Source organism: Paenibacillus sp. LX16 (genome assembly GCF_036252815.1).
Lineage (GTDB): Bacteria > Bacillota > Bacilli > Paenibacillales > Paenibacillaceae > Paenibacillus > Paenibacillus polymyxa_B.
Genome location: NZ_CP141152.1, coordinates 5,728,405 through 5,749,459 on the forward strand (window position 1 = coordinate 5,728,405; position 21,055 = coordinate 5,749,459).

Here is a 21,055-nt window from a genome sequence, read left to right on the forward strand (position 1 = left end):
ATTGCATCCATCCTTTAAAATATATGAGATAGTCAATATAAACCCACTATAAACCTCAACTATTAACAGTAGATTATCGCAATATCAAGTTGAGTCCACACATGTAGCACATACACAATTTTTGCTATACACTTTATAAAAGAGGAGTTTGCAAAATCCAATAAGCGACTGGAATCGAATTTTTCAAAATCCTAAAAAAAGTAAAAAGTGGTGAAATCGTTGTTCAAAATCTTACTAATTGAAGATGATGAAACTTTGTTCCATGAAATGAAGGATCGGTTAACTCAATGGAACTATGATGTGTACGGCATCCAGGACTTTAATAAAGTCATTCAGGAATTCACAACGATAAAACCTGATCTGGTCGTGATAGATATTCAATTGCCGAAATTTGATGGGTTTCATTGGTGTCGAATGATTCGATCCCACTCTAACGTCCCCATCCTCTTCTTATCGTCACGGGATCATCCTACGGATATGGTGATGTCGATGCAGCTTGGAGCGGATGATTTTATCCAAAAACCGTTTCATTTTGATGTACTCATTGCAAAATTACAGGCGACACTCCGCCGCGTATATAATTACAATACAGAACCCGTCTCCCTGAAAACATGGCGTGGAGCGACGGTCGATTATGAAAAAAATGTAGTAGCCAATGAGGCTGGCTCCATCGAATTAACCAAGAACGAGATTTTTATTTTGAAGCTGCTGATTGAAGAAAAAAATAAAATTGTCGCACGAGAGGAATTAATTAAAAGCCTCTGGGATGATGAACGTTTTGTCAGCGACAATACCCTGACCGTCAACTTGAACCGCCTGCGTAAAAAGCTGGACGAGCTGGATTTGGGCCGTTTCATTGAAACGAAAGTCGGGCAAGGCTACATGGCTACAGAAGAGGCACCTACCTATGATTAAAAAATATCTTATAGAGAGGCGGAGCTGGATTCTACTAATTCTGTTCCAGCAATTTCTGATCCTGTTCATCGCTTATGTGGATGCAGCAATTCCATTAATGCCGATCCTTTATATCGTCTTCTTATCGATGATGATTTTCTTGGTTTTTTTAATCATTCGCTATTCCAAGGAAACCAAATTCTATACCACATTAGAAGAATGGGAGAGCCCTCTAGAACTAACGGGTATTGGCGAACCGGAGAGTCCGTTTGAGCAAATCATTGAACAAAAAATCACTGACCAGACCGAACGGTTACAACAGATCATCTCGCAAAATCAATTGACACTTGAACATGAAAAAGATGAACTATTATCCTGGATTCATGAGGTAAAAACGCCTTTGACCACCATGCATTTGATGATTGAGCGGTTGGACGATAAGCCCCTAAAAGCTCAGTTAACCTATGAATGGCTACGAATCCACTTACTGCTGGATCAGCAGCTCCATCACAAACGTATATCTTTTATTGAAAATGATCTGTATGTCGAGCAAGTGAATTTAAAATCTCTGGTTTTTAATGAAATCAAAGCACTACAGTCATGGTGCATCCAAAAAGGGATCGGTTTTGACATCCAATTGGAGCACATGGAAGTGCTGAGTGATGCCAAATGGCTGGCCTTTATCATCAGACAGCTCTTAACCAATGCCATCAAATATAGCGATGCCAGTGATATTATCATTCACAGCTATGTACAAAGGGATCGAATAAAACTTGAGGTCCAAGACTTTGGACGCGGTATTGATCCGAAAGATATACCCCGTATTTTCGAGAAAGGTTTTACCTCCACAACCCAACATTCTGATCATACTTCAACGGGCATGGGGTTATACTTAACGAAAAAGGCAGCACAGTCCTTGCTCATACATATAGATGTGCACTCCAAACCGAACGTGGGTACAACCTTCACTTTAATTTTCCCCAAACGAAATGATTTCGTGAGTATGGTAAGCATGTGACAGAGATGTCACATGCTTTTATGTATTGTTCGCCCAATCAAAGGAAAAACATCCACTCTATTTTTATAATAAGGCTACAAGAACAATAAGGAGTGCATCGAAGTGAATATTTTAGAAGCCCATAAAATCCATAAAAGCTACGGTAATAAGTTAAATATGCAGGAGGTTTTGAAGGGAATAGATATCCTTATTGAAGAAGGGGAATTTGTCAGTATTATGGGAGCCTCCGGTTCAGGTAAAACCACACTGCTGAATGTTCTTTCCTCTATTGATAAAGTGAGCCAAGGTTCCATTAAAATCAATGATATCGAAATGACGAAAATGAAAGAAAAGCAACTAGCTGAATTTCGCAAAAAGCATTTAGGCTTTATTTTTCAAGAGTATAATCTGCTGGATACGCTAACCGTAAAGGAGAACATCCTCTTACCGTTATCCATCACCAAAACGCCTAAAAAAGAAGCCAACCAAAAATTTCAGGAAGTAGCTACAGAACTGGGAATTTATGATCTCAAGGACAAATACCCCAATGAAATCTCGGGTGGACAGAAACAGCGTACATCTGCGGCCAGAGCGTTTATTCATGAGCCCAGTATTATTTTTGCCGACGAACCTACGGGTGCACTGGATTCCAAATCGGCTTCCGATTTATTAAACAAGCTGGGCCAGTTGAACCAAAGACGCAAGGCGACCATTATTATGGTCACGCATGATCCTGTCGCAGCCAGCCATTGCAGTCGGGTTATTTTTATTAAGGATGGGCAAATGTATACGCAGCTTCACAAAGGCGAGCAGGAAAGACAAAGCTTCTTCCAGGATATCATGAAAACCCAAGGGGTCTTAGGCGGGGTCCAATATGAACATTAATCTGCTCATTCTAAAAAATTTGAAAAAAAACCTGAAAAATTATTACCTTTATGTTTTTGCCCTCATTTTCAGTGTTGCGCTCTATTTCGCTTTTGTCACACTACAGTACGATCCCTCCATGGACGAAGTGAAGGGCTCTGTTAAAGGTGCAGCTTCCATACGGGCAGCTTCCATTTTACTGGTCGCTATTGTCTGCATTTTCCTTATGTATGCCAATAATATTTTTATAAAAAGACGAAGCAAAGAAATTGGCCTATTTCAATTGATCGGAATGACTAAAAGTAAAATTTTTCGCATTTTAAGTGCTGAAAACCTAATTTTATACTTTAGTTCCCTCTTCATTGGGATTGGGGTTGGATTCTCCTTTTCCAAATTAGTGATTATGATTTTATTTAAGACGACGGGCGTCGAAGCCATTGCCACTCTATATTTCTCTAACCAAGCACTGACTCAAACACTCATCGTTTTTGTTGTCATCTACCTGCTGATCATGCTCATGAATTATTCTTTTATCAAAAGACAAAGTATTTTGTCTTTGTTCAGAGTGACCTCAACCACCGAAGGGAAAATCAAGAAAATATCGATCTTTGAGATGATCATCGGGATCATTGGTATCTCTCTCATCGCTTTAGGTTACTATGTTTCCTCCAAATTATTTGGTGGCGACTTTACATCCATGAATGAATTGTTTATGGCTATGGTGTTTATTTTGGGCTCTGTGATCATCGGAACACTACTTTTTTATAAAGGATCTATCCGCTTTATTTCCAATATCATCAGAAAGAGTAAAGGCGGCTATTTGAACATTAATGAGGTGCTGTCCCTCTCATCCATTATGTTCCGCATGAAATCCAATGCTTTGTTGTTGACCATTATTACGACAGTATCGGCACTTGCTATCGGTTTACTATCCTTAAGCTATATCGCCTATTATTCTGCGGATCAAGCAGCTGAGGACAATGTACCTTCCCATTTTGCCATGACGAATGTACCGGATGCGGAGAAATTTAAAGCGTTACTTCATGAGCATGATATAAAGTATCGTGAAAAGAAAATTGAAGTGATTCAAGTCAGTGTGAAGACAGCGCAAATTATGGACACTCCTATGGAACAATTAAATGATGGTACGGATTCCATGACACTGCCTGTCGTAAGCGACCAATCTGTGGAGGGTACGGATGTAACTCCAGGCCAAACGGTTTTAACGGGCTATAATGATATGTTACAGAAATTCATGTCCTTGAAAGACTTTGGACCCTTGGATTTGAAGGGGAAAACAGAAGTCATACCTCAACAATATGTGGGTCTAAAAAAGGATTATGTCATTCCCTACTATTTTGCAGCCGGGGGAGTACCCACTGTCATTGTAGACGAAACCATCTTTGAGCGCTTAAAGAAAGATGTAAATCCAGAGATCCAAAAGAAGTCATCCTTGTATATTGGAATTGATATGCTTAATGCAGCACAGATTGAAGAAGCCGATCGCCTCTTTGCAGCTGCGAATTTTAATGATCAACAAACATCACGCCTTGAAATGAGTAGCAATCAGAAGAGAAATATGGGAGTGATCATGTTTGTAGTTGGCTTTTTAGGACTCACCTTTCTCATTACATCAGGCTGTATTCTTTATTTTAAGCAAATGGATGAGAGCGAAGATGAAAAAGCCAATTACACCGTGTTAAGAAAGTTAGGGTTCACACAGAGCGACCTGCTTAGAGGCATTAAAATAAAACAACTCTTTAACTTCGGCATTCCTTTAGTAATTGGCCTATCACATAGCTATTTCGCCGTCCAATCCGGCTGGTTCTTGTTTGGAACCGAAATTTGGAGGCCTATGATTATTGTTATGGTGCTGTACACCGCCTTATATTCCATTTTCGGGATACTATCCATCCTGTATTATAAAAAGGTCATTAAATCAGCATTGTAATCGGCAAAAAGCAAAAAAAGCCCCAGGCAAAAGCGCTGGGGCTTTTCCAAATATTTGAGCATTTTCGTTTCTACATGTACAATAAAATAACTATCATCGTAACCCCAAAGGGGGAGAGCTTATTTTATTATTAATCATCAATGGCATTAGCATCGTGGCCAATATTATACTCGGTTCCTTTATAGGCGCAGCTATTTTTATGGGAATTGTTTTTTTCCTGATTGGCTTGCCTGGGTTTAAAAAATCGCCGAAACTTACGAAAGAGGCTAAAAAGGATATCGCCTATATTATGTCCACACTGTTAACCCTTGTTGTATTCATGGTTATCGTTTTCTGGAATATCCGTGCCTCAGGTGATTTAATACTAGCAGGTCCGCTAACACCGCAAATGAAGTTTCACTGGGGACAAAAGGTGTTGATGCTAGGGTTACTGGAGGGCTTATGGGCTGTCATCACCCTAAAATGGCTGTTGCCCATCTTTTTTGATCCGCTGGATCTCAGTAAGAAACAAATCCTTGTTTTAGTGAGCGGGATTGTATTTAGTGTAGTTTCAGGTATTTATGCCATACTTGAAGCAAGTTAAAAAAACTTAACGCAAAGGTTCAAAGCCCTCTGCTTGCTTCAGAATTCGCTCAATTTCCACGCATGTCTCCGGTTGTAGCGTCACTTCGACTGCTTTCACATTTTCTTCGATTTGTGCCGGTTTAGTAGCCCCAATGAGTGCAGCGCTGATACCCGGTTTTCTCAAAATCCAGGCAAGCGCGAGCTGTGACAGGGTGATACCCAAATCCTTCGCCAGCTTATCCAGCTCCTGGACACAGTTTAGAACGGTATCGTTCATGTAACTGCTGATGACATTATTGACCGAGGTATCAGCCCCGCGGCTACCCGTCGGTAAAGGTTGTCCAGGCTTGTATTTACCCGTGAGGATCCCTTGGGCCAGAGGCGAAAATACAATTTGGCCGATGCCTACCTGCCCGGATACGGGAAGTACCTCATGTTCGATATAACGTTCGAACATATTATAGATCGGCTGATTAGCAATCAATGGCCGCAAATTCAGCCTTTTTCCAATCCCATGGGCATCCGTGAGCTGGGCAGCACTCCATTCACTGACAGCAGCGTATAGAATCTTACCCTGAGCCTGAAGGTCATCGAGCGCTCGCAGCGTCTCTTCCAAAGGAGTATCCGAATCATAACGATGACAGAAGTACATGTCGATATAATCCGTACTAAGACGCTTCAGACTCGCTTCACATTGCTCCATAATGTGTTTACGAGACAGTCCCCTGTCATTAGGACCGGAATCCATAGGGAAATAAACCTTGGTAGATAACACATAGCTCTCTCTTCGATAAGGCTTCAAGGCAGCTCCCATAGCCTTCTCGCCTTCTCCCCGGTTATACGCGTTCGCGGTATCAAAGAAATTAATTCCAAGTTCAAAGGCTTTGGCAATACAGGTATGAGCTGCTTCCTGCTCGGCGGCTGTACCGTACGTCAACCAGCTCCCTAGACCGATTTCACTAATTTTAAGACCACTGTTGCCTACATTTCTATATTTCATATCTACTCCTTCTTTCATAAGAAGATCATATTTTTATATTTTAACATGTAAACCCTTTCATTAAAACAAATGAGGATTTTGTAAAATCCAGAAATAATGAAGGATTCATGGAGTTACATGAAGGATATCCACCACCCTGACTGTTAGGGTGGTAGATGCTTATAGCCTCACAATCTCAAATCATATCTACTTGCTTCCTACAGGAAAAAGCGCATCATAGGCAGGACAAGGCAGTTTGTCAAGAAACTCCTGAAGCTGCTTCGGTTTATTTTTGTAAATATCCTTTAAGGATGTTCCATTATAAATATTGCCGATGACCACAGGATGGCATAGCTCACAGATCAGGATGTCCCCGTTCCCGTGAAGATGGAGCTGTTTTTTACCATCAACGCAGTTGGAAAAATAAACACCCGGCTGCTCCTTGAAGCCCAGTGCTTCTGCAAAACGGTCCATACAGGTGAAATACAACACAGTATCGTCCTTTTTATGCGCAATCAGGTCATGAACGGAACGAACGAGCGCTTCCTTGGTAGAAATAGCGTTCCAGTTGGTATGGTCCATTACGATGCTGTTTTGGATTTCATGGATGCGCACACCGAGTTCATATACCATTTCACTAATAGCTGGCATGTTGTTCTGCGTCTCCGCAAACAGCAACGTCTCCAGCACCGTTTCCAGCTTGGCTTCGGTACATAACCGGATATTTTGAACGATTTTCTCATACATGCGAGGATGAACATGATAATAAGCTGCATATTTATCGGCATCCGTGAAGTTGAAAGAGATATGAATGTTGGAAAGTCCTGCATCACGTAGTTTCTCAATTCGTTCCGGGCTGAGCAAGCTGGCATTGGTATTGAGCTGGGTAGCGATTCCCTTGCTTGAACAGTGAGCCACGATGTCCAGACAATCCTCATACTTCAAGGTCACTTCTCCCCCGGACAGTCGCACACGTTTTAACGTTGGAATGTCATCAATAATATCAATGACCTCTTTGCTGCTGATGCATTGCCCGTCGTTCCGCTGATACGCGCAGCAGTAATCACACTTGAAGTTGCAATTGGAGGTAACCCCGACTTCCAGTCCCTCCAGCTCGTAGATGCCCGGCTTTTCCAGTTCAAGTGCTTTATATTTATTCTCTATACTCACTTTCTTATGATCCTCCCGATCTCAGGCTTATGTCTTGAATCCCCTTGAGATTATACAGAATGGGAGGGGTCTGTAGATATGACATTGGTAACGATGGGTTGACAAGTACCGCCGAACTTAGTAAATTCATATTAGTTAAGTCCTTAACTACATTTATGGTGGTGATCGTTTGAAAGACCTACAGGATTACGTACTTGATTTGCCGCTGCATTCTCTGGTTTTCTTTTCACTGGTAGAAACGACAGCCGGATTAGTCGATGTCTCAGAGAAATACTGGCATTCGAAGGGAACCAATGGAGCCAGAATTCGAATTCTGGTTGAAATCATGAAGGAAGGAGGCACAATTCTTCCATCTGTGCTCGCCCAAAGGATCGGTGTCACCAAATCAAATATTAGCCTGCTGCTCACCCCGCTCGAAAACGAAGGGTTCATTCGCCGGGAAGGCCATCCCATGGACGGCAGAAAATCGGTAATTTCTATCACAAGCGAAGGGCAAAGCCTCCTGTTGCATAATTTACCCGAAAACCGGCAGAGGATTGAGGAAAAAATGCAGGTGTTGAATGATCAGGAATTGAAGCAGCTCATTTCCCTGCTCAACAAATTAAAGAGGACGTAATACAGCTTTTTTACTCAATTGGTTAAGCCCTTAACTAAAATCCCATTTGTATAAAAAGGAATGATGTTCCATGTCGATTGTTATTACTGGAGCCAATGGTCAATTGGGGAGCCTAATCATACAACAGCTCCTTCAAAAAGTCTCACCTCATGAAATTACCGCTTGTGTTCGCCACCTTGAAACCGGAAAACACTATGAGGCACAGGGAATTACAGTACGATTGGGTGACTACGATCAACCCGATTCACTTGAGCAAGCATTCGCGGGTGCTTCCCAACTGTTGTTGATTTCAAGTTCACATCCTGACGATACGATTCGTATTCGTCAACATACCCATATCATAGAAGCAGCTAAAAAATGTGAAGTAGAACACATTTTATACACCAGCTTTGCCTTTTCTGAAGCCAGCTCTATCCCCCTCTCCCATCTGCATTTGGCTACAGAACACGCCATTTGTACCACTGGAATTCCTTACACTTTTCTACGGAATGCATTATATACCGATTTTGTCAAAACTCTCGACCTGAACGCCGCCATAGCGAAGGGCGCAATCGATATTTACCCTGGGGAGTGGAAATTTAACACCGTGACGCGTTGGGATCTTGCCAGAGGGATCGCAGCAGTGCTATCCGGTCCAGACCGCCATATGAACAAGAAATATGAATTCGTCTCCTCCAGTCCCTGGACCTTTTCAGATTTGGCAGCAGCTTTGACCGAGCTCACAGGCAGATCCGTCTCCCTCCGTCATGACCCCCAAATCAAAAATTGGATATTTGGGTTCTTGAGCAAAATAGATACGCGCTCCACGTCAGATGATTTGGAACAGTTGATCGGTGGTCCGCTCACTTCACTGAAAGAAAGCATCCGGCCCTTTATCTCCATATGAAAAGCAACGCTAAAAATTTTCTTGCCAACACCCACTCCATAAATTGTGATCAATATGTGAACTGGGCATACTTCTCATTTCCAAATCCATACTAAATATATCTGTTGGTAATGGAGGCGGGAATTGTGGATAAAAGGATGAATCTGCTTATGTTCAGCGGCGATTATGATAAGGCAATGGCTGGGCTGATTCTGGCAAATACGGCACGGGAATTGGACGTGGACGTGACGATGTTTTTTGCGTTCTGGGGACTATTTCTGGTTCGTGACCCTGACAAGATGACGTTGGAGGACAAGACGATTTATGAAAAAATCATGGGCTGGATGACTCCAAAAGGACCCGAAGAGCTGCCATTATCCAAAATGAATTTTAGCGGTCTTGGCAAGCTGATGCTGACGGAAATGATCGAAGATAACGAAGCCCCGAAGCTTATTCATTTCTTGAAAGGAGCGCGGAAGAAAAACGTAAAATTTTATGCCTGTAAGCTATCAGTCGATATTATGGGTTTTAAACCGGAAGAATTTATACCTGAACTGGAAATTATCGAGGCCAAAACGTATCTAAAAGATGCGCTCGAATCCGATATGCAGTTGTTTATATAGGATAGACTTGCGCCTTATCCGGCTGTTGGATGAGGCTTTTATTGTGACTAAATGATGACACTCGCCTATTTTTTTTAACCCATTCGGGCCTACCTACGTACCCTAAAAAGACAGAACGACTTGGGAGGCGCCGTATGCTCATGGCTCGAATTGGAAGCAGTAATTGTAGGTATCAGCCTTCTAACGAGGCTTATTTCCAAAGGTATCGCGAAAGTACAATAGGATATCACCAGACCTTTGAATCTCCATATGGGCAAAAAAAGCTGATTTATGCGGATTGGGCAGCCAGCGGCCGTCTGTATGGACCCATCGAGTCGAAAATAGCTCATGAATTAGGCCCTTTTGTGGCGAACACGCATACGGAGTCTAATTTGACAGGAACTCTGATGACCCAAGCCTATGAAGAAGCGAAACAAATCATTAAAAACCACGTTCATGCCAATGAACATGATATCATCCTGTTCGCCGGGTCTGGTATGACAGGTGCAGTGAATAAGCTTCAGCGACTGTTAGGATTGAAAATACATGAAAAATTAAGACCCCTCTATCCCATCTCCGAAAAAGAACGCCCCCTTATTTTCGTTACACACATGGAGCATCATTCCAATCATATTTCCTGGGCAGAAACCATTGGAGACGTTGTGTGTCTTCCTCCGGGTCCCGGCGGAATTGTCGATCCAACTCATCTCGAACGACTGCTGCTTCAATTCCAGCATCGCCCTATAAAAATCGGCGCCTTTACCGCTTGCTCCAATGTTACAGGGTTCGAAGTACCGATTTACCAGCTAGCCCGCAAAATGCACGAACATGGCGGCGTTTGTTTCGTTGATTTTTCGGCAAGCGCACCTTATACCGAGATCAACATGCACCGCACAGATCCCCTTGAGAAACTGGACGGGATTGTATTTTCACCCCACAAATTTCTTGGGGGTCCCGGTACAAGCGGCGTTTTAATTATGGATTCGAGGCTGTGCCTCAATTGTGCTCCAGATCAGCCAGGAGGGGGCACAGTTAACTGGACCAATCCTTGGGGTGGATACGAGTATAAAGATAATACTGAAGCCCGTGAGGATGGAGGGACGCCTGCCTTTCTACAGGCCGTTCGAACGGCGCTCTGCATTCGGCTGAAGGAACAAATGGGACAGAAGCGCCTATTGGAGCGCAAAAAGGAACTGACATCTCTATTACTAAAGAGCTTGAGTACCATACCAGGCCTACACATTTTAGGAGGAAGTAGCCAAGAACGAATGGGAATCGTTTCTTTCGTTGTCGGCCATATTCACTATAACCTGATTGTAAAGCTATTGAATGATCGGTTTGGCATTCAGGTCCGGGGCGGTTGCTCTTGTGCAGGCCCCTACGGACATTATTTGCTGGGCATCGACCCACAAACATCTAAACAAATGACAGACCTGATCCATGTGGGAGACTTATCTCGAAAACCAGGCTGGGTGCGTCTGTCGCTCCATCCCATGATGACGAATCAGGAAGTCTCCTATATCGCCTCTTCCATACGGGCAGTCGTGGAAAACATCATGACCTGGCAAAGAGATTATACCTATCAACCAGAATCAAACGAATGGCGATCTATGCATGAACATCACAAAATAGACATCAGCAAATGGTTCAATTTTAGCGATTAAGAGACTCATGTCCGTTCCCTTCTTTCAAAACTCTCATAGGATACACTGTAAATTACTATATGAGGAAAGAAGTGACGACAATGGGTCTCAATTTTCGTAACAGTACTAATGCGGCTATCTTTGTAGTCTTCGCCTACCCGGACTTCAGCTGTAGTCCTGTTAACTACTCTAAAACAGGCTGGTACCGCGTTAACCCCGGACAGACTGTTCAGTTGTGGAGCGGCTACGCAGGAGGTAATACATTCTTTTATTACGCCGAAGATGATTTTGGACGCGAATGGAGGGGGACATACTTCACTCAAGTTCCTGAGAATGCCTTCAATTGGTGCTGGGATACAGGCTGTACCACTTGTAGAAGCGTGGGACTGCGGAGAATCGCAGTTAGTCCGTTCGTCTTGGACTACACCATCAACTTTGTAACGAGCAGCAGTCAAAGAAAACCTGCATCATCCACACTCCGCATGACATTGCCTTCCAAAGCAACCCAAGAGAAACCTATTTTGCGCAGAGTTCCTGCAACACCTAAGAGACTAAAACAAGGGAAGCCTCAATTACAGAAACGCATCACGCATAAAAAACGGACAAAATAAAAAATGATCTGATCAGCACGCATATAGTTTTTTAGAAGCAAAAAAAGGAGCGACCTCACCCCCATGGCCTGCTCCTTTCTCTTTTATCTATGAGGTAATCCGCTTATTTACTCTCGAATTCCCACTTGGATATCTCTTCACGAACCCGTGGTGCTACCTCTGTTCCCAATAGCTCAATAGCTCTCATGACATCATCATGCGGCATCGTCCCGACGGGTACGTGGAGCAGAAAACGTGTAATGCCTACCTGTTTACGCAGATGGATGATTTTTTGGGCAACCGTGTCGGAATCACCTACATACAACGCTCCTTCAAAGCTGCGTGCGGCATCGAAGCTGGAGCGAGTGTAAGGACCCCAACCCCGTTCACGCCCAAGCACATTCATGCTCTGCTGAGTAGAAGGGAAGAACTTATCCGCTGCCAGCTCAGTCGTCTCTGCAATAAAACCATGTGAGTGTGATGCAACTGGAAGCAGCGATGCATCATGACCGGCATGCCTAGCGGCTTTTTTATACAGTTCCACCAACGGGGCAAACTGTACGGGACTACCCCCAATAATCGCCAGAACCAACGGCAATCCGAGCAAGCCTGCACGAACCACAGATTCCTGATTGCCCCCACTCCCAATCCATACGGGCAAAGGGTTTTGAACTGGACGCGGATACACACCTAAATTGTTGATTGCCGGCCGATGTCCGCCTTTCCAGGTAACTTTCTCGGATTCTCGTATTTTCAATAACAGTTCCAGCTTTTCATCGAATAATTCATCGTAGTTATCCAAATCATACCCAAATAACGGGAATGATTCGATAAAAGAACCCCGGCCTGCCATAATCTCAGCTCGTCCATTCGAAATGCCGTCCAGTGTAGCAAAATCCTGAAACACACGTACAGGATCATCCGATGAAAGCACCGTAACTGCACTGGTTAACCGAATTCGTTGGGTCTGTGCCGCTGCAGCAGCGAGGATAACAGCCGGAGCAGATGCTGCATAATCTTTACGATGATGCTCCCCTACGCCGTACACATCCAGCCCTACCTGATCTGCAAGTACAATCTCCTCGACCACTTCACGTATTCGTTGTGCGTGACTAATAACCTCACCCGTTTGGGGATCCGGCGTTGTTTCTACAAACGTGCTTATACCTATCTCCACTTGCTCTACCCCCTATTTTCATGTTTCGTTCTCATACGACTGCTTTCAAAGACAATCATTTTAAAAACCGATATCTTTATATTGAACCTTTTTCGCATCTTTTTCAAGCCCCCCTTTTCTGAGTCAAAAATCAGCCAAGGGAAGTGTCAAGATTCGCCGCAGGAAAAGAAGTCTCTTTGTCGAATATTGTATGGAATAAAGAAGATTCCCATCCCCACACCATGAATACAACAAGGAGGCACTTACATTTATGGCTTTTGTTATTAATAATTTAAAGGATAACAGCAATGTTGCTATCACTGACCAATTAGGCGGATTTACGGTACTGGAATACATAACAGATTTGAGCTGCACCTCGGTTGCGGCTGCGCAAGACAATTACTATATGAGCAAAAGTAACATGCGCCGCAAACAGCTCATGATCGAAATCAATAATAGTGAGATTATGATGAAGGCGGGAGCCATGCAATATACTGTGGGTAGCATGGAAATGACTACCGGTGTAAAAGGCGTGGGAGGCTTAATGCGAAACTTGGTGTCCGGTGCTGTAACGGGGACAGGTGCCATTAAACCGCACTATAAAGGCACGGGTACCATTATGCTGGAGCCTACCTACCAATATATTTGGCTTATTGATGTCGACAATGATGATATTGCCATCGAAGACGGCTTGTTTTTGGCTTGTGACACGACGCTAGACATATCCGTCGTTGCACGTAGTAATCTTTCCTCTGCTGCACTGGGTGGAGAAGGGTTATTTAATTTAAGCGCCCGCGGAAAAGGAGTTCTGGCACTTCAAGCTCCAATCCCTTCCGAGGAAGCGGTCGTTATAGAATTGCAAAATGATGTGCTGAAGGTGGATGGTAACTTTGCCCTCATGTGGTCCAATACCTTACAGTTCACCGTCGAAAAATCCGGGAAAACAAAAATGGGCTCGGCTGCTTCCGGCGAAGGGCTGGTAAATGTGTACAGGGGAACCGGAACCGTATGGTTAGCACCATTATAAACATAAAAAAGGAGAGCCCTAGGCTTCTCCTTTCTTACATTTTAATTCTTTTTTACAAACTCCGATTTTAGCTTCATTGCTCCAAAACCATCAATTTTGCAGTCAATATCGTGATCGCCATCCACCAGACGGATGTTTTTTACTTTGGTGCCGATTTTTAAGACGGATGAGCTTCCCTTCACTTTAAGGTCTTTAATGACCGTTACAGAGTCACCATCCTGCAGAATGTTACCATTCGCATCTTTGACGACCTTTAGGTCTTCGCTACTTACAGCTTCTGAATCGGTAGACCACTCATGAGCGCATTCCGGGCAAATGAAAAGACTGCGATCCTCATAAGTGTACTCTGAATTACATTCAGGACAATTTGGTAAACTAGACATGGTATTATGTACTCCATTCATTTTCAAATTCTACTGCTATGCTAAGCTTCCTTGATACACCTAGCTTGCTCCAAGCCTTCCTTGGAGTTCCCTACAAGTATATTGGATAAACAGTCACGATTCCACTCATCGATGAAACTAATCTGAGTATTGTACCGATACGTAAGCGCCCTGCCTCTGAAAATGCCGAGAGGTGAACATGTAACTAAAACGAATGCTGATCTCTCTAGGCAGCATCCGTTTTAGTTATAAGCAGTATCATATGTTGAAATTGTACTCTACGGCACGTTTATTATGCTTGGGTTTGCTTGATCAGTTCTCTAATTCCTTGGCTAAGCGGCGTAAGGGGGCGTTTCAACAGCTTCTCGAAATCGTTGCTTACGACATCCAAGGCTCCCTCACGAATCGCTTGTTGAATACCGACCACAATAGGGATTGCACCTTCCGGGACTCCCGCACCGAGCATAACCTCGGCATACGTAGCATCATCCACCTGCTGTACAGGAACATCTTTGCCCAGAACCTCGGCAAGTACCGCTGCAAACTCTTCTTGGGTAATCGGCTTACCGGAGAGCTCGTATATTGTATTCTCGTGCCCTTCGCCAGACAAAACGGTTGCAGCTGCTTGCGCATAATCTGCGCGGGTAGCCCAACCTACTTTACCGGACCCTGCCGAGGTTAGCCAAGGAGCCCCCGCGAGTACGGATTGGATCGTGCCTGCCTCATTCTCCAGATACCAATTATTACGCAAGAAGGAGTAAGGAATACCTGACTCGCGAATGAACTCCTCCGTGATGCGATGTACGGGTGCAAGGAATAGAGTGCTGTCAGCGGCATTGGCAGCGCTAGTATAGGCGATGAAGCCTACTCCAGCACGTACAGCAGCATCAACAGCCGCTTTATGCTGACGGATTCTAGTATCATTATCTCCGTCTGCGGATATAATCAGCAGTCGATCTACTCCAGCAAACGCTTGATCCAGCGTCTCCGGTTTATCAAAATCACCATGACGAACATCAACGCCACGAGACCGTAAGTTCTCTGCTTTTTCTGGATTTCTTACACTAACAATAAGATCGTTTGTGGAGACAGATGTAAGCAACGTATCTACCACGATGGAACCCAATTGCCCCGTTGCTCCTGTTAATGCGATTTTCATATGAAATCCTCCATTCAGATTGTATTTACTTTTATATAGTAACTAAAAATATAACGCATGTCTAATCTAGAGTCTAAAGGTCTGCTTTTCGGGTAAGAGTTGGTACAACAAACTCTCCCCAGAGAAAGGAACATGTATATGAAGAAAGCTATGATCATTGTAAATCCCTCTTCCGGCAAAGAGGAATCTCTCCAACATGTCAGAAACGTAGAAGAAATTCTACATGATCAAGGATACGCTGTTACGGTTAAAGAAACGGCAAAGGAACTGGACGCCACCCGTTTTTGCGTTAATGCTTGTGAGGAATCTTGTGACCTAGTCGTTTCCATCGGCGGGGATGGCACACTTCACGAAACAATCAACGGTTTCATTGATCAAGACCATCGCCCAAGACTGGGGGTCATCCCCCTTGGGACAGTCAATGATTTTGCCCGTGCCTTGCAAATTCCGCTAAGTCCCGAGCTGGCGATCCGTACACTGACTTCTGCCCGCGTGAAAAACGTAGATATGGGCCTCTTAAACGGCCGAATGTTTGCCAATGTTGTTGCCACAGGTTCGCTTGCTGAATCGCTATCAGCTGTATCATCAGACGATAAATCCATGTTTGGCACATTTGCCTACTTCAAAGAAGGCATGAAAGAGCTTATCGGCCATCCTGCCCACTCACTTATCGTCCGCTATGATGACAAAACCTGGGAAGGTGAATCCCCACTCTTTTTGGCTGCTTTAACCAATTCAGTCGGCGGTTTCGAGAAATTGGCGCCCGATGCGGCTGTTGACGATGGTCTGCTTCACTGCTTTATTTTCAAAAACCTCAATATATTAAACACCGTGACGGCCAGCATATCCTTATTTTTAGGCAACCTGAAGGATCATAGTGATATCGTTTACTTTACCGCAGAGCATGTAAGTGTCAGCTCCGCAGAACCGGTCAGTACGAATGTAGATGGTGAGGAAGGGCCGTCTTTGCCTATCGAGCTTGGTATTTTACCGCGTCATATTGAGGTAATTGTGCCGGAAGAGGTCTAAGTCATGCGGTGCTGATCCTCAAGCTTGAGGATCATACTCGCTCAATTTCCCCTCGTAGATCAAATGGAATCGATCACTTTGCCGAAAATCGTCTGGCGTAACAAGAGCGGGTAGCTTGTTCCATATTTTTATGCCGGATCGCTGTAAAATTTCCGCGACGAATTGCGAACAAAAATAAGAATTGCTGAACTCGACTGGTTCTTTGAGTGCAATACCAATCAAACCCAGTAAGTTATACATATATTTTTGACGACTTCGGATAAATACATGTAAAACTCGCTTCATTTTTTCAACTTCACGGTCGGTTACTTGAAGCTCGTAGATAACACATGTTGTATTCGGAAATCTGCTGTATGTACCTGTCTTAATATCCTCTTTCACGAAACCACCATCCAGAGGGTTATTAGGGGTCTTTCTCCCGAAGCTGTATAACTCCGAAAGTTCCCGGTTGAAGGAAATGGAGGCGTGATTATATGGCGCTCTCGTATAGCTTTTAATGACTCTCGTAAGAAACGTTCCCGTATTCGTAAGCAAGATAAAGACGGATTGATCTGCTACCATTTACGAAATTTCCCCTTATCAAGTTTGAATTATTCCTTCATAATAACATAGGAACCCTAATGGAACCCTATTTCGCGATAAGTTGGTGAGTGGTAATGGACAGTTCGCTATTTACGTTAATCCTTATTTTTACAGCCTTATTGGTCATCCATCTGATTTACATAGTAGTAGTCAAAACACAGCCAGACAAAGACTATGCAGCTATTGGGCTTCGCATCAAGACATGGTGGGGTATGTTCTTTATCTTTTGCTTGGCAACTCTTTTCAATCCGATTGTTTCACTGCTTTCCCTGATGGCACTCACCTTTTTTGCGCTAAAAGAATACTTTTCTATGATTAGGTCCAGAAAAGCTGATCGCAGATTGTTTCTATGGGCGTACTTGGCGATTCCCGTACAATTTTACTGGATTTATATCGGGTGGTACGGAATGTTCATTGTCTTTATCCCTATCTATGTATTCTTACTGCTACCGCTCCCACGATTGATCAACAAAGGAACGGTTGGATTTCTGCGCAGTGTCAGCTCGACCCAGTGGGGACTCATGCTAATGGTTTTCGGGTTGAGTCATCTGGCCTATTTTCAGTTTGCTACGCCGCAATACGGAGCGAAACTTGTACTTTTTCTAGTGGTACTGACGCAGCTCAATGATGTCGTACACTATCTAGCATCACTCTATTTCGGTAAGCGGAAAATCGTCCCGACATCCAATCCCAATATAACTTGGGAAGGCTTTGCACTCGCTTTTCCCGTAACTATAGCGGCTTCCTATTTCATCTATCCCTATCTGACGCCGTTTGACCTGAAATTTGGAATTATTTTCGGCATGCTGATCAGTTTGAGCGGTTTCTTCGGCAGCTTAACGGTTTCCGTGCTGAAGCGGGATTTATTAATCGGCGATGATGATAAGTTCGATGCTTTGAAAAAAAGCTATTTAAGCCGGGTGGATAGCTTGACCTACACCTCGCCCGTCTTTTTTCATGTAATCCGTTATTTTTTTGACTTTATGTAGCGATTACCTCCGCAATACTCCGCTTCTCATCGGTTTCATTTTGGTTAGCCGGGGTAAGTACTACCGTACCATAAGCAGTCCTTATCCTAGAAAACGATCTTGAGGAGGCGTTAGAAATGGCAGAGCACAATCATGTTGTGAATAAGGAAGGCGAAGTGGCCTTGAACAAGGTAGATGACGTATTAAATCGGATAGACGACAGCAAAAAGGATGACATTCTGGGCAGCTTTGATTCATTCAAAAGTTATTTGAGCGACAAGATTGAAATGGCTCAAAAAATCGGTTTGAATGAAGAATTGATCGCAAAAGCAGCTGAGAAGATAGCTGGATATCTGGCAGCCAAAGAAGAACCGCGAAATCGCGAGGAGAAGCTCCTCCAGGAGCTGTGGAAAGCGGGGGACAAGGAGCAGCAGCATGCGCTTGCCCATATGCTAGTACGCGTGGCTCAAACCTCGTATGAATAGTGATGATGGAACACAATATCTTGCTATGAAAAGGGCAGCCTATCCTCACCTAAGGATAGGCTGCTTTCGCGTTTACTACCGTTGCAGTGCGTTCCTGATTCTGCGAACCCCTTCACGAATTTCATTTTCCTTTAGATGCCCATAGCCCATGAGCAGCCGGTTCCCTTCAAGCTGTGCCGCAAATACATTTTGACTATGGAGACATTTCGGCAAATCCTCTCGGAACGGGAACTGAAACTCTGCTACCAAATGTAAACCCGCCGATCGGCCACACACCCGATATTGCCCTGAAAAATGCTGCTCAAGGCTATCAAGCAGGACTTGACGACGCTTGGCATACACTTTCTTCATCTTATGTACATGTTTATGAAGGAGTCGCTTCCTGATATACCGACTCAACACAATTTGCTCCAGGCTCGCCGTCTGGTAATCCGCCAGTTGCTTTAAACGGATAAAATCAGCGACTCGTGACGAGGGAAGAACAATATAGCCGATCCGCAGCGCGGGGAATAATATTTTGCTAAACGTCCCGACATATAGCACCCGTTCTGGGTCCAGACTCTGCAAGGAGTGAACGGGCGCCCCGTCATACCGGAACTCACTGTCATAATCATCTTCGAGCAGAAGACATCCTGTCCGGGCTGCATACTGAATTAGCTCGATCCGCCTTTGGATCGGCAAGATACCCCCCAGCGGGAACTGGTGCGAGGGTGTCAGATATGCCAGTTTGGGGTGTTTCTTTTGCGGCAGATCGGCTGTTATAACTCCCGAATCATCAACAGTCATACTCCGCAGTGTGGCTCCTGTGGCCGCCAGAATGCTTTTTAAATCTTCATTTGTCGGTTCCTCTACCAGGGCTTCGTCTCCAGCTGACAGTAACAGACGGGTGACAAGCTGAATCGCTTGTACTGCTCCGCTAGTGATTACAATATGTTCCGGGCTGACTTTCACTCCTCTGGTGTGAATCAAATAGTCGGCTAGCTCCCTGCGTAACTCAGGCTCTCCAGCAGGATCGCCATAACCTAGTGCCAGATCAGGAGCCTCTTTGCATACGCTCTGAAGCAAGTCAGCCCATGATTTGCGCGGAAATAATTCCAATGCAGGAAGGCCTGTCCGGAAGGAAATTACCGACATCTCATTTGAATATGCAGATTCCACTGCAGACGCAGACGCCTCGATAGGCGGTGCGGATACATAACCTGGAAGGACGGCCCCTTCGGCTACATAGGTTCCTGAACCTGAGCGCGCAATGGCTAAGCCTTCGGCTAGCAGCATTTCATAAGCTTCGAGGATAACATTCCGGGAAACATTCAACTGTAAGGCCAGCACCCGGGTCGAAGGAAGTTTATACCCTGCATTCAGTTCTCCAGCTAAAATACGGTCCCGTATTGCTTGATATACCTGACGCAGCATCGGAACTGTCACATTCTTATCGATAGATAACCACATAGCTACCCCCCAAGCGGTACTGTCGAAAACCTCTTCAACTGGATCTACAAGTGCCCAGTTTCTATTGCTACAGTATATATCAATATCTGTACAAGAGGTGAGATAAAATGAACAAACCAACCTTTTCGACTTACATGGAATTAGTGATCGCCACTTTCATTGTCGGCAGTTCTGTGGTAGTCGGCAAACTGGTCGTGATGCAGCTGCCTGTTTTTTTATCGCAATCTGCCAGTCTGGCTGTTGCCCTTCTGTTCTTGGTACCCATTGTATTCATCAAGAAGTATTCATTAAGGATCAGCAAACGGGATGCCTTAATCCTGTTCATTCAAGCACTGGTCGGCATGTTTCTCTTCCGTGTCCTAATGCTGTACGGGCTGGCCTACGCCTCTGCTTCCGAAAGCGGAAATTTAACTAGCTTAACCCCAGCTATTGTTGCACTTCTTTCGTATGTGGTGCTGAGAGAAAAGATTACGCCCCGCCCCGGACTCGGGATTGCCTGTTCACTGCTCGGTGTTTTGGCACTACAAGTACCTCACATATCAGCGTTCTGGTTCAATGCTCCTAACGCAACCTCGTTCATTGGCCTGCTGCTTGTTCTGTCTGCTGTGTTCGGAGAAGCGGCACTGACAGTGTTACGCAAGATGCTATCCAGCCATGTCTCTTCCCTGCTTGGAACCATGTATATAACACTCTTTTCATTCCTCATGTTCCTGGCTTGTTCCTTTGTGGAGGCCCAACAGTTCAACTTTAACCACGTTGGTGTAGGGGAGATTGGGCTAGTCTTATATTATGGTATCTTTGTCACCGCATTAGGCTACGTATTATGGTTTAGGGGTGTATCAAGAGTACCGGCTAGTACAGCAGCTGTATACACGGGGTGTATTCCCGTCAGCACACTGCTGCTGTCCTATATCATCCTCCGTGAATCCTTCTCATTTGCTCATCTGGCTGGTGCAGGCTTTGTATTTCTCGGCATCATACTTATATCACGCGGTGAACGCCGCTGACTCACGCAAAGACCTTCTCAGAAAAGAGGCTCCCGGCTGAAACTTCGGGAGCCTCTTTTCTTTAATTTAGGTTCT

General features: G+C 44.3%; 22 protein-coding genes. 15 read left to right on the forward strand and 7 right to left on the reverse strand.

The window, feature by feature from the left end; all coding sequences use genetic code 11:
* The first annotated feature begins 219 nt into the window (after positions 1-219).
* The 5 genes from T3H97_RS25720 (at position 220) to T3H97_RS25740 (ending at position 5,289) form a co-directional block, all read left to right on the forward strand.
* Positions 220-915, forward strand: coding sequence for a response regulator transcription factor (locus tag T3H97_RS25720; RefSeq protein ID WP_250245323.1), 696 nt, complete (start codon positions 220-222; stop codon positions 913-915).
* Positions 908-1,912: a sensor histidine kinase gene (locus T3H97_RS25725; protein WP_328801298.1), complete on the forward strand. Its 1,005-nt coding sequence runs from the start codon at positions 908-910 to the stop codon at positions 1,910-1,912. The genes T3H97_RS25720 and T3H97_RS25725 overlap by 8 nt, the downstream gene beginning before the upstream one ends.
* A 102-nt stretch (positions 1,913-2,014) precedes the next feature.
* Positions 2,015-2,776, forward strand: a complete 762-nt coding sequence (locus T3H97_RS25730) for an ABC transporter ATP-binding protein (RefSeq protein ID WP_328801299.1) — start codon at positions 2,015-2,017, stop codon at positions 2,774-2,776.
* Positions 2,766-4,706: an ABC transporter permease gene (locus T3H97_RS25735; RefSeq protein WP_328801300.1), complete on the forward strand. Its 1,941-nt coding sequence runs from the start codon at positions 2,766-2,768 to the stop codon at positions 4,704-4,706. Before T3H97_RS25730 ends, T3H97_RS25735 begins: the two co-directional genes overlap by 11 nt.
* 199 nt (positions 4,707-4,905) lie before the next feature.
* Positions 4,906-5,289 (forward strand): hypothetical protein, encoded by a 384-nt coding sequence (locus tag T3H97_RS25740; protein ID WP_328801301.1) that lies wholly within the window; start codon positions 4,906-4,908, stop codon positions 5,287-5,289.
* Between the two features lie 6 nt (positions 5,290-5,295).
* Here T3H97_RS25740 and T3H97_RS25745 read toward each other — a convergent pair whose 3' ends face one another.
* Positions 5,296-6,270: an aldo/keto reductase family protein gene (locus tag T3H97_RS25745; protein ID WP_328801302.1), complete on the reverse strand. Its 975-nt coding sequence runs from the start codon at positions 6,268-6,270 to the stop codon at positions 5,296-5,298.
* 186 nt (positions 6,271-6,456) lie between these two features.
* Positions 6,457-7,419 carry a radical SAM protein gene (locus T3H97_RS25750; RefSeq protein ID WP_328801303.1) on the reverse strand — a complete coding sequence of 321 codons (963 nt, stop codon included), beginning with the start codon at positions 7,417-7,419 and terminating at the stop codon, positions 6,457-6,459.
* A gap of 169 nt (positions 7,420-7,588) precedes the next feature.
* Between T3H97_RS25750 and T3H97_RS25755 the strand changes: the two genes are divergently transcribed.
* The 5 genes from T3H97_RS25755 to T3H97_RS25775 all read left to right on the forward strand — a co-directional run bounded on the left by T3H97_RS25755 (position 7,589) and on the right by T3H97_RS25775 (position 11,756).
* A complete protein-coding gene (locus tag T3H97_RS25755; protein WP_328801304.1) occupies positions 7,589-8,035 on the forward strand; it encodes a MarR family winged helix-turn-helix transcriptional regulator in 447 nt (148 codons plus the stop codon).
* Between the two features lie 70 nt (positions 8,036-8,105).
* Positions 8,106-8,921 (forward strand): NAD(P)H-binding protein, encoded by an 816-nt coding sequence (locus tag T3H97_RS25760; RefSeq protein ID WP_328801306.1) that lies wholly within the window; start codon positions 8,106-8,108, stop codon positions 8,919-8,921.
* 125 nt (positions 8,922-9,046) lie between these two features.
* Positions 9,047-9,523, forward strand: a complete 477-nt coding sequence (locus T3H97_RS25765; RefSeq protein WP_103047132.1) for a DsrE/DsrF/DrsH-like family protein — start codon at positions 9,047-9,049, stop codon at positions 9,521-9,523.
* Between the two features lie 134 nt (positions 9,524-9,657).
* Entirely contained in the window at positions 9,658-11,166 is a 1,509-nt protein-coding gene (locus T3H97_RS25770) for an aminotransferase class V-fold PLP-dependent enzyme (RefSeq protein ID WP_328801307.1), read from the forward strand.
* A gap of 80 nt (positions 11,167-11,246) precedes the next feature.
* Positions 11,247-11,756: a DUF1036 domain-containing protein gene (locus T3H97_RS25775; RefSeq protein WP_025719194.1), complete on the forward strand. Its 510-nt coding sequence runs from the start codon at positions 11,247-11,249 to the stop codon at positions 11,754-11,756.
* Between the two features lie 103 nt (positions 11,757-11,859).
* Here the strand turns inward: T3H97_RS25775 and T3H97_RS25780 are convergent, their stop codons facing one another.
* A complete protein-coding gene (locus tag T3H97_RS25780) occupies positions 11,860-12,912 on the reverse strand; it encodes an LLM class flavin-dependent oxidoreductase (RefSeq protein ID WP_328801308.1) in 1,053 nt (350 codons plus the stop codon).
* A 250-nt stretch (positions 12,913-13,162) separates the two neighbouring features.
* Between T3H97_RS25780 and T3H97_RS25785 the strand changes: the two genes are divergently transcribed.
* Complete coding sequence (locus T3H97_RS25785; protein WP_029518860.1) at positions 13,163-13,918, forward strand: AIM24 family protein; 756 nt, start codon at positions 13,163-13,165, stop codon at positions 13,916-13,918.
* A 41-nt stretch (positions 13,919-13,959) separates the two neighbouring features.
* Here T3H97_RS25785 and T3H97_RS25790 read toward each other — a convergent pair whose 3' ends face one another.
* Entirely contained in the window at positions 13,960-14,301 is a 342-nt protein-coding gene (locus T3H97_RS25790; RefSeq protein ID WP_328801309.1) for a zinc ribbon domain-containing protein YjdM, read from the reverse strand.
* Between the two features lie 292 nt (positions 14,302-14,593).
* Positions 14,594-15,460, reverse strand: coding sequence for an SDR family oxidoreductase (locus tag T3H97_RS25795; RefSeq protein ID WP_328801310.1), 867 nt, complete (start codon positions 15,458-15,460; stop codon positions 14,594-14,596).
* A 138-nt stretch (positions 15,461-15,598) separates the two neighbouring features.
* On the opposite strand from T3H97_RS25795, the gene T3H97_RS25800 reads away from it, so the two are divergent.
* Complete coding sequence (locus tag T3H97_RS25800) at positions 15,599-16,489, forward strand: diacylglycerol/lipid kinase family protein (RefSeq protein WP_328801311.1); 891 nt, start codon at positions 15,599-15,601, stop codon at positions 16,487-16,489.
* An 18-nt stretch (positions 16,490-16,507) separates the two neighbouring features.
* On the opposite strand, the gene T3H97_RS25805 is transcribed toward T3H97_RS25800, so the two are convergent.
* Positions 16,508-17,050, reverse strand: coding sequence for a hypothetical protein (locus tag T3H97_RS25805; RefSeq protein ID WP_023991046.1), 543 nt, complete (start codon positions 17,048-17,050; stop codon positions 16,508-16,510).
* Between the two features lie 95 nt (positions 17,051-17,145).
* On the opposite strand from T3H97_RS25805, the gene T3H97_RS25810 reads away from it, so the two are divergent.
* Both T3H97_RS25810 and T3H97_RS25815 read left to right on the forward strand, forming a co-directional pair.
* A complete protein-coding gene (locus T3H97_RS25810) occupies positions 17,146-18,060 on the forward strand; it encodes a phosphatidate cytidylyltransferase (protein ID WP_029518863.1) in 915 nt (304 codons plus the stop codon).
* 116 nt (positions 18,061-18,176) lie between these two features.
* On the forward strand, positions 18,177-18,524 hold the full coding sequence (locus T3H97_RS25815; RefSeq protein WP_250241021.1) for a DUF3243 domain-containing protein: 348 nt from the start codon (positions 18,177-18,179) through the stop codon (positions 18,522-18,524).
* A 75-nt stretch (positions 18,525-18,599) separates the two neighbouring features.
* Here T3H97_RS25815 and pdxR read toward each other — a convergent pair whose 3' ends face one another.
* Positions 18,600-19,973: a MocR-like pyridoxine biosynthesis transcription factor PdxR gene (pdxR, locus tag T3H97_RS25820; protein ID WP_328801312.1), complete on the reverse strand. Its 1,374-nt coding sequence runs from the start codon at positions 19,971-19,973 to the stop codon at positions 18,600-18,602.
* A gap of 107 nt (positions 19,974-20,080) precedes the next feature.
* Between pdxR and T3H97_RS25825 the strand changes: the two genes are divergently transcribed.
* Positions 20,081-20,980: a DMT family transporter gene (locus T3H97_RS25825; RefSeq protein ID WP_328801313.1), complete on the forward strand. Its 900-nt coding sequence runs from the start codon at positions 20,081-20,083 to the stop codon at positions 20,978-20,980.
* The last annotated feature ends 75 nt before the right edge of the window (positions 20,981-21,055 follow it).

What these genes read in the sequence shown, in the direction of transcription:
- T3H97_RS25725 (WP_328801298.1), top strand. Translation starts at nt 908, where the DNA reads ATGATTAAAAAATATCTTATAGAGAGGCGGAGCTGGATTCTACTAATT.
- T3H97_RS25735 (WP_328801300.1), top strand. Translation starts at nt 2,766, where the DNA reads ATGAACATTAATCTGCTCATTCTAAAAAATTTGAAAAAAAACCTGAAA.
- T3H97_RS25740 (WP_328801301.1), top strand. Translation starts at nt 4,906, where the DNA reads ATGGGAATTGTTTTTTTCCTGATTGGCTTGCCTGGGTTTAAAAAATCG.
- T3H97_RS25745 (WP_328801302.1), bottom strand. Translation starts at nt 6,270, where the DNA reads ATGAAATATAGAAATGTAGGCAACAGTGGTCTTAAAATTAGTGAAATC.
- T3H97_RS25760 (WP_328801306.1), top strand. Translation starts at nt 8,106, where the DNA reads ATGTCGATTGTTATTACTGGAGCCAATGGTCAATTGGGGAGCCTAATC.
- T3H97_RS25770 (WP_328801307.1), top strand. Translation starts at nt 9,658, where the DNA reads ATGCTCATGGCTCGAATTGGAAGCAGTAATTGTAGGTATCAGCCTTCT.
- T3H97_RS25775 (WP_025719194.1), top strand. Translation starts at nt 11,247, where the DNA reads ATGGGTCTCAATTTTCGTAACAGTACTAATGCGGCTATCTTTGTAGTC.
- T3H97_RS25785 (WP_029518860.1), top strand. Translation starts at nt 13,163, where the DNA reads ATGGCTTTTGTTATTAATAATTTAAAGGATAACAGCAATGTTGCTATC.
- T3H97_RS25790 (WP_328801309.1), bottom strand. Translation starts at nt 14,301, where the DNA reads ATGTCTAGTTTACCAAATTGTCCTGAATGTAATTCAGAGTACACTTAT.
- T3H97_RS25795 (WP_328801310.1), bottom strand. Translation starts at nt 15,460, where the DNA reads ATGAAAATCGCATTAACAGGAGCAACGGGGCAATTGGGTTCCATCGTG.
- T3H97_RS25800 (WP_328801311.1), top strand. Translation starts at nt 15,599, where the DNA reads ATGAAGAAAGCTATGATCATTGTAAATCCCTCTTCCGGCAAAGAGGAA.
- T3H97_RS25805 (WP_023991046.1), bottom strand. Translation starts at nt 17,050, where the DNA reads ATGGTAGCAGATCAATCCGTCTTTATCTTGCTTACGAATACGGGAACG.
- T3H97_RS25810 (WP_029518863.1), top strand. Translation starts at nt 17,146, where the DNA reads ATGGACAGTTCGCTATTTACGTTAATCCTTATTTTTACAGCCTTATTG.
- T3H97_RS25815 (WP_250241021.1), top strand. Translation starts at nt 18,177, where the DNA reads ATGGCAGAGCACAATCATGTTGTGAATAAGGAAGGCGAAGTGGCCTTG.
- pdxR (WP_328801312.1), bottom strand. Translation starts at nt 19,973, where the DNA reads ATGTGGTTATCTATCGATAAGAATGTGACAGTTCCGATGCTGCGTCAG.
- T3H97_RS25825 (WP_328801313.1), top strand. Translation starts at nt 20,081, where the DNA reads ATGAACAAACCAACCTTTTCGACTTACATGGAATTAGTGATCGCCACT.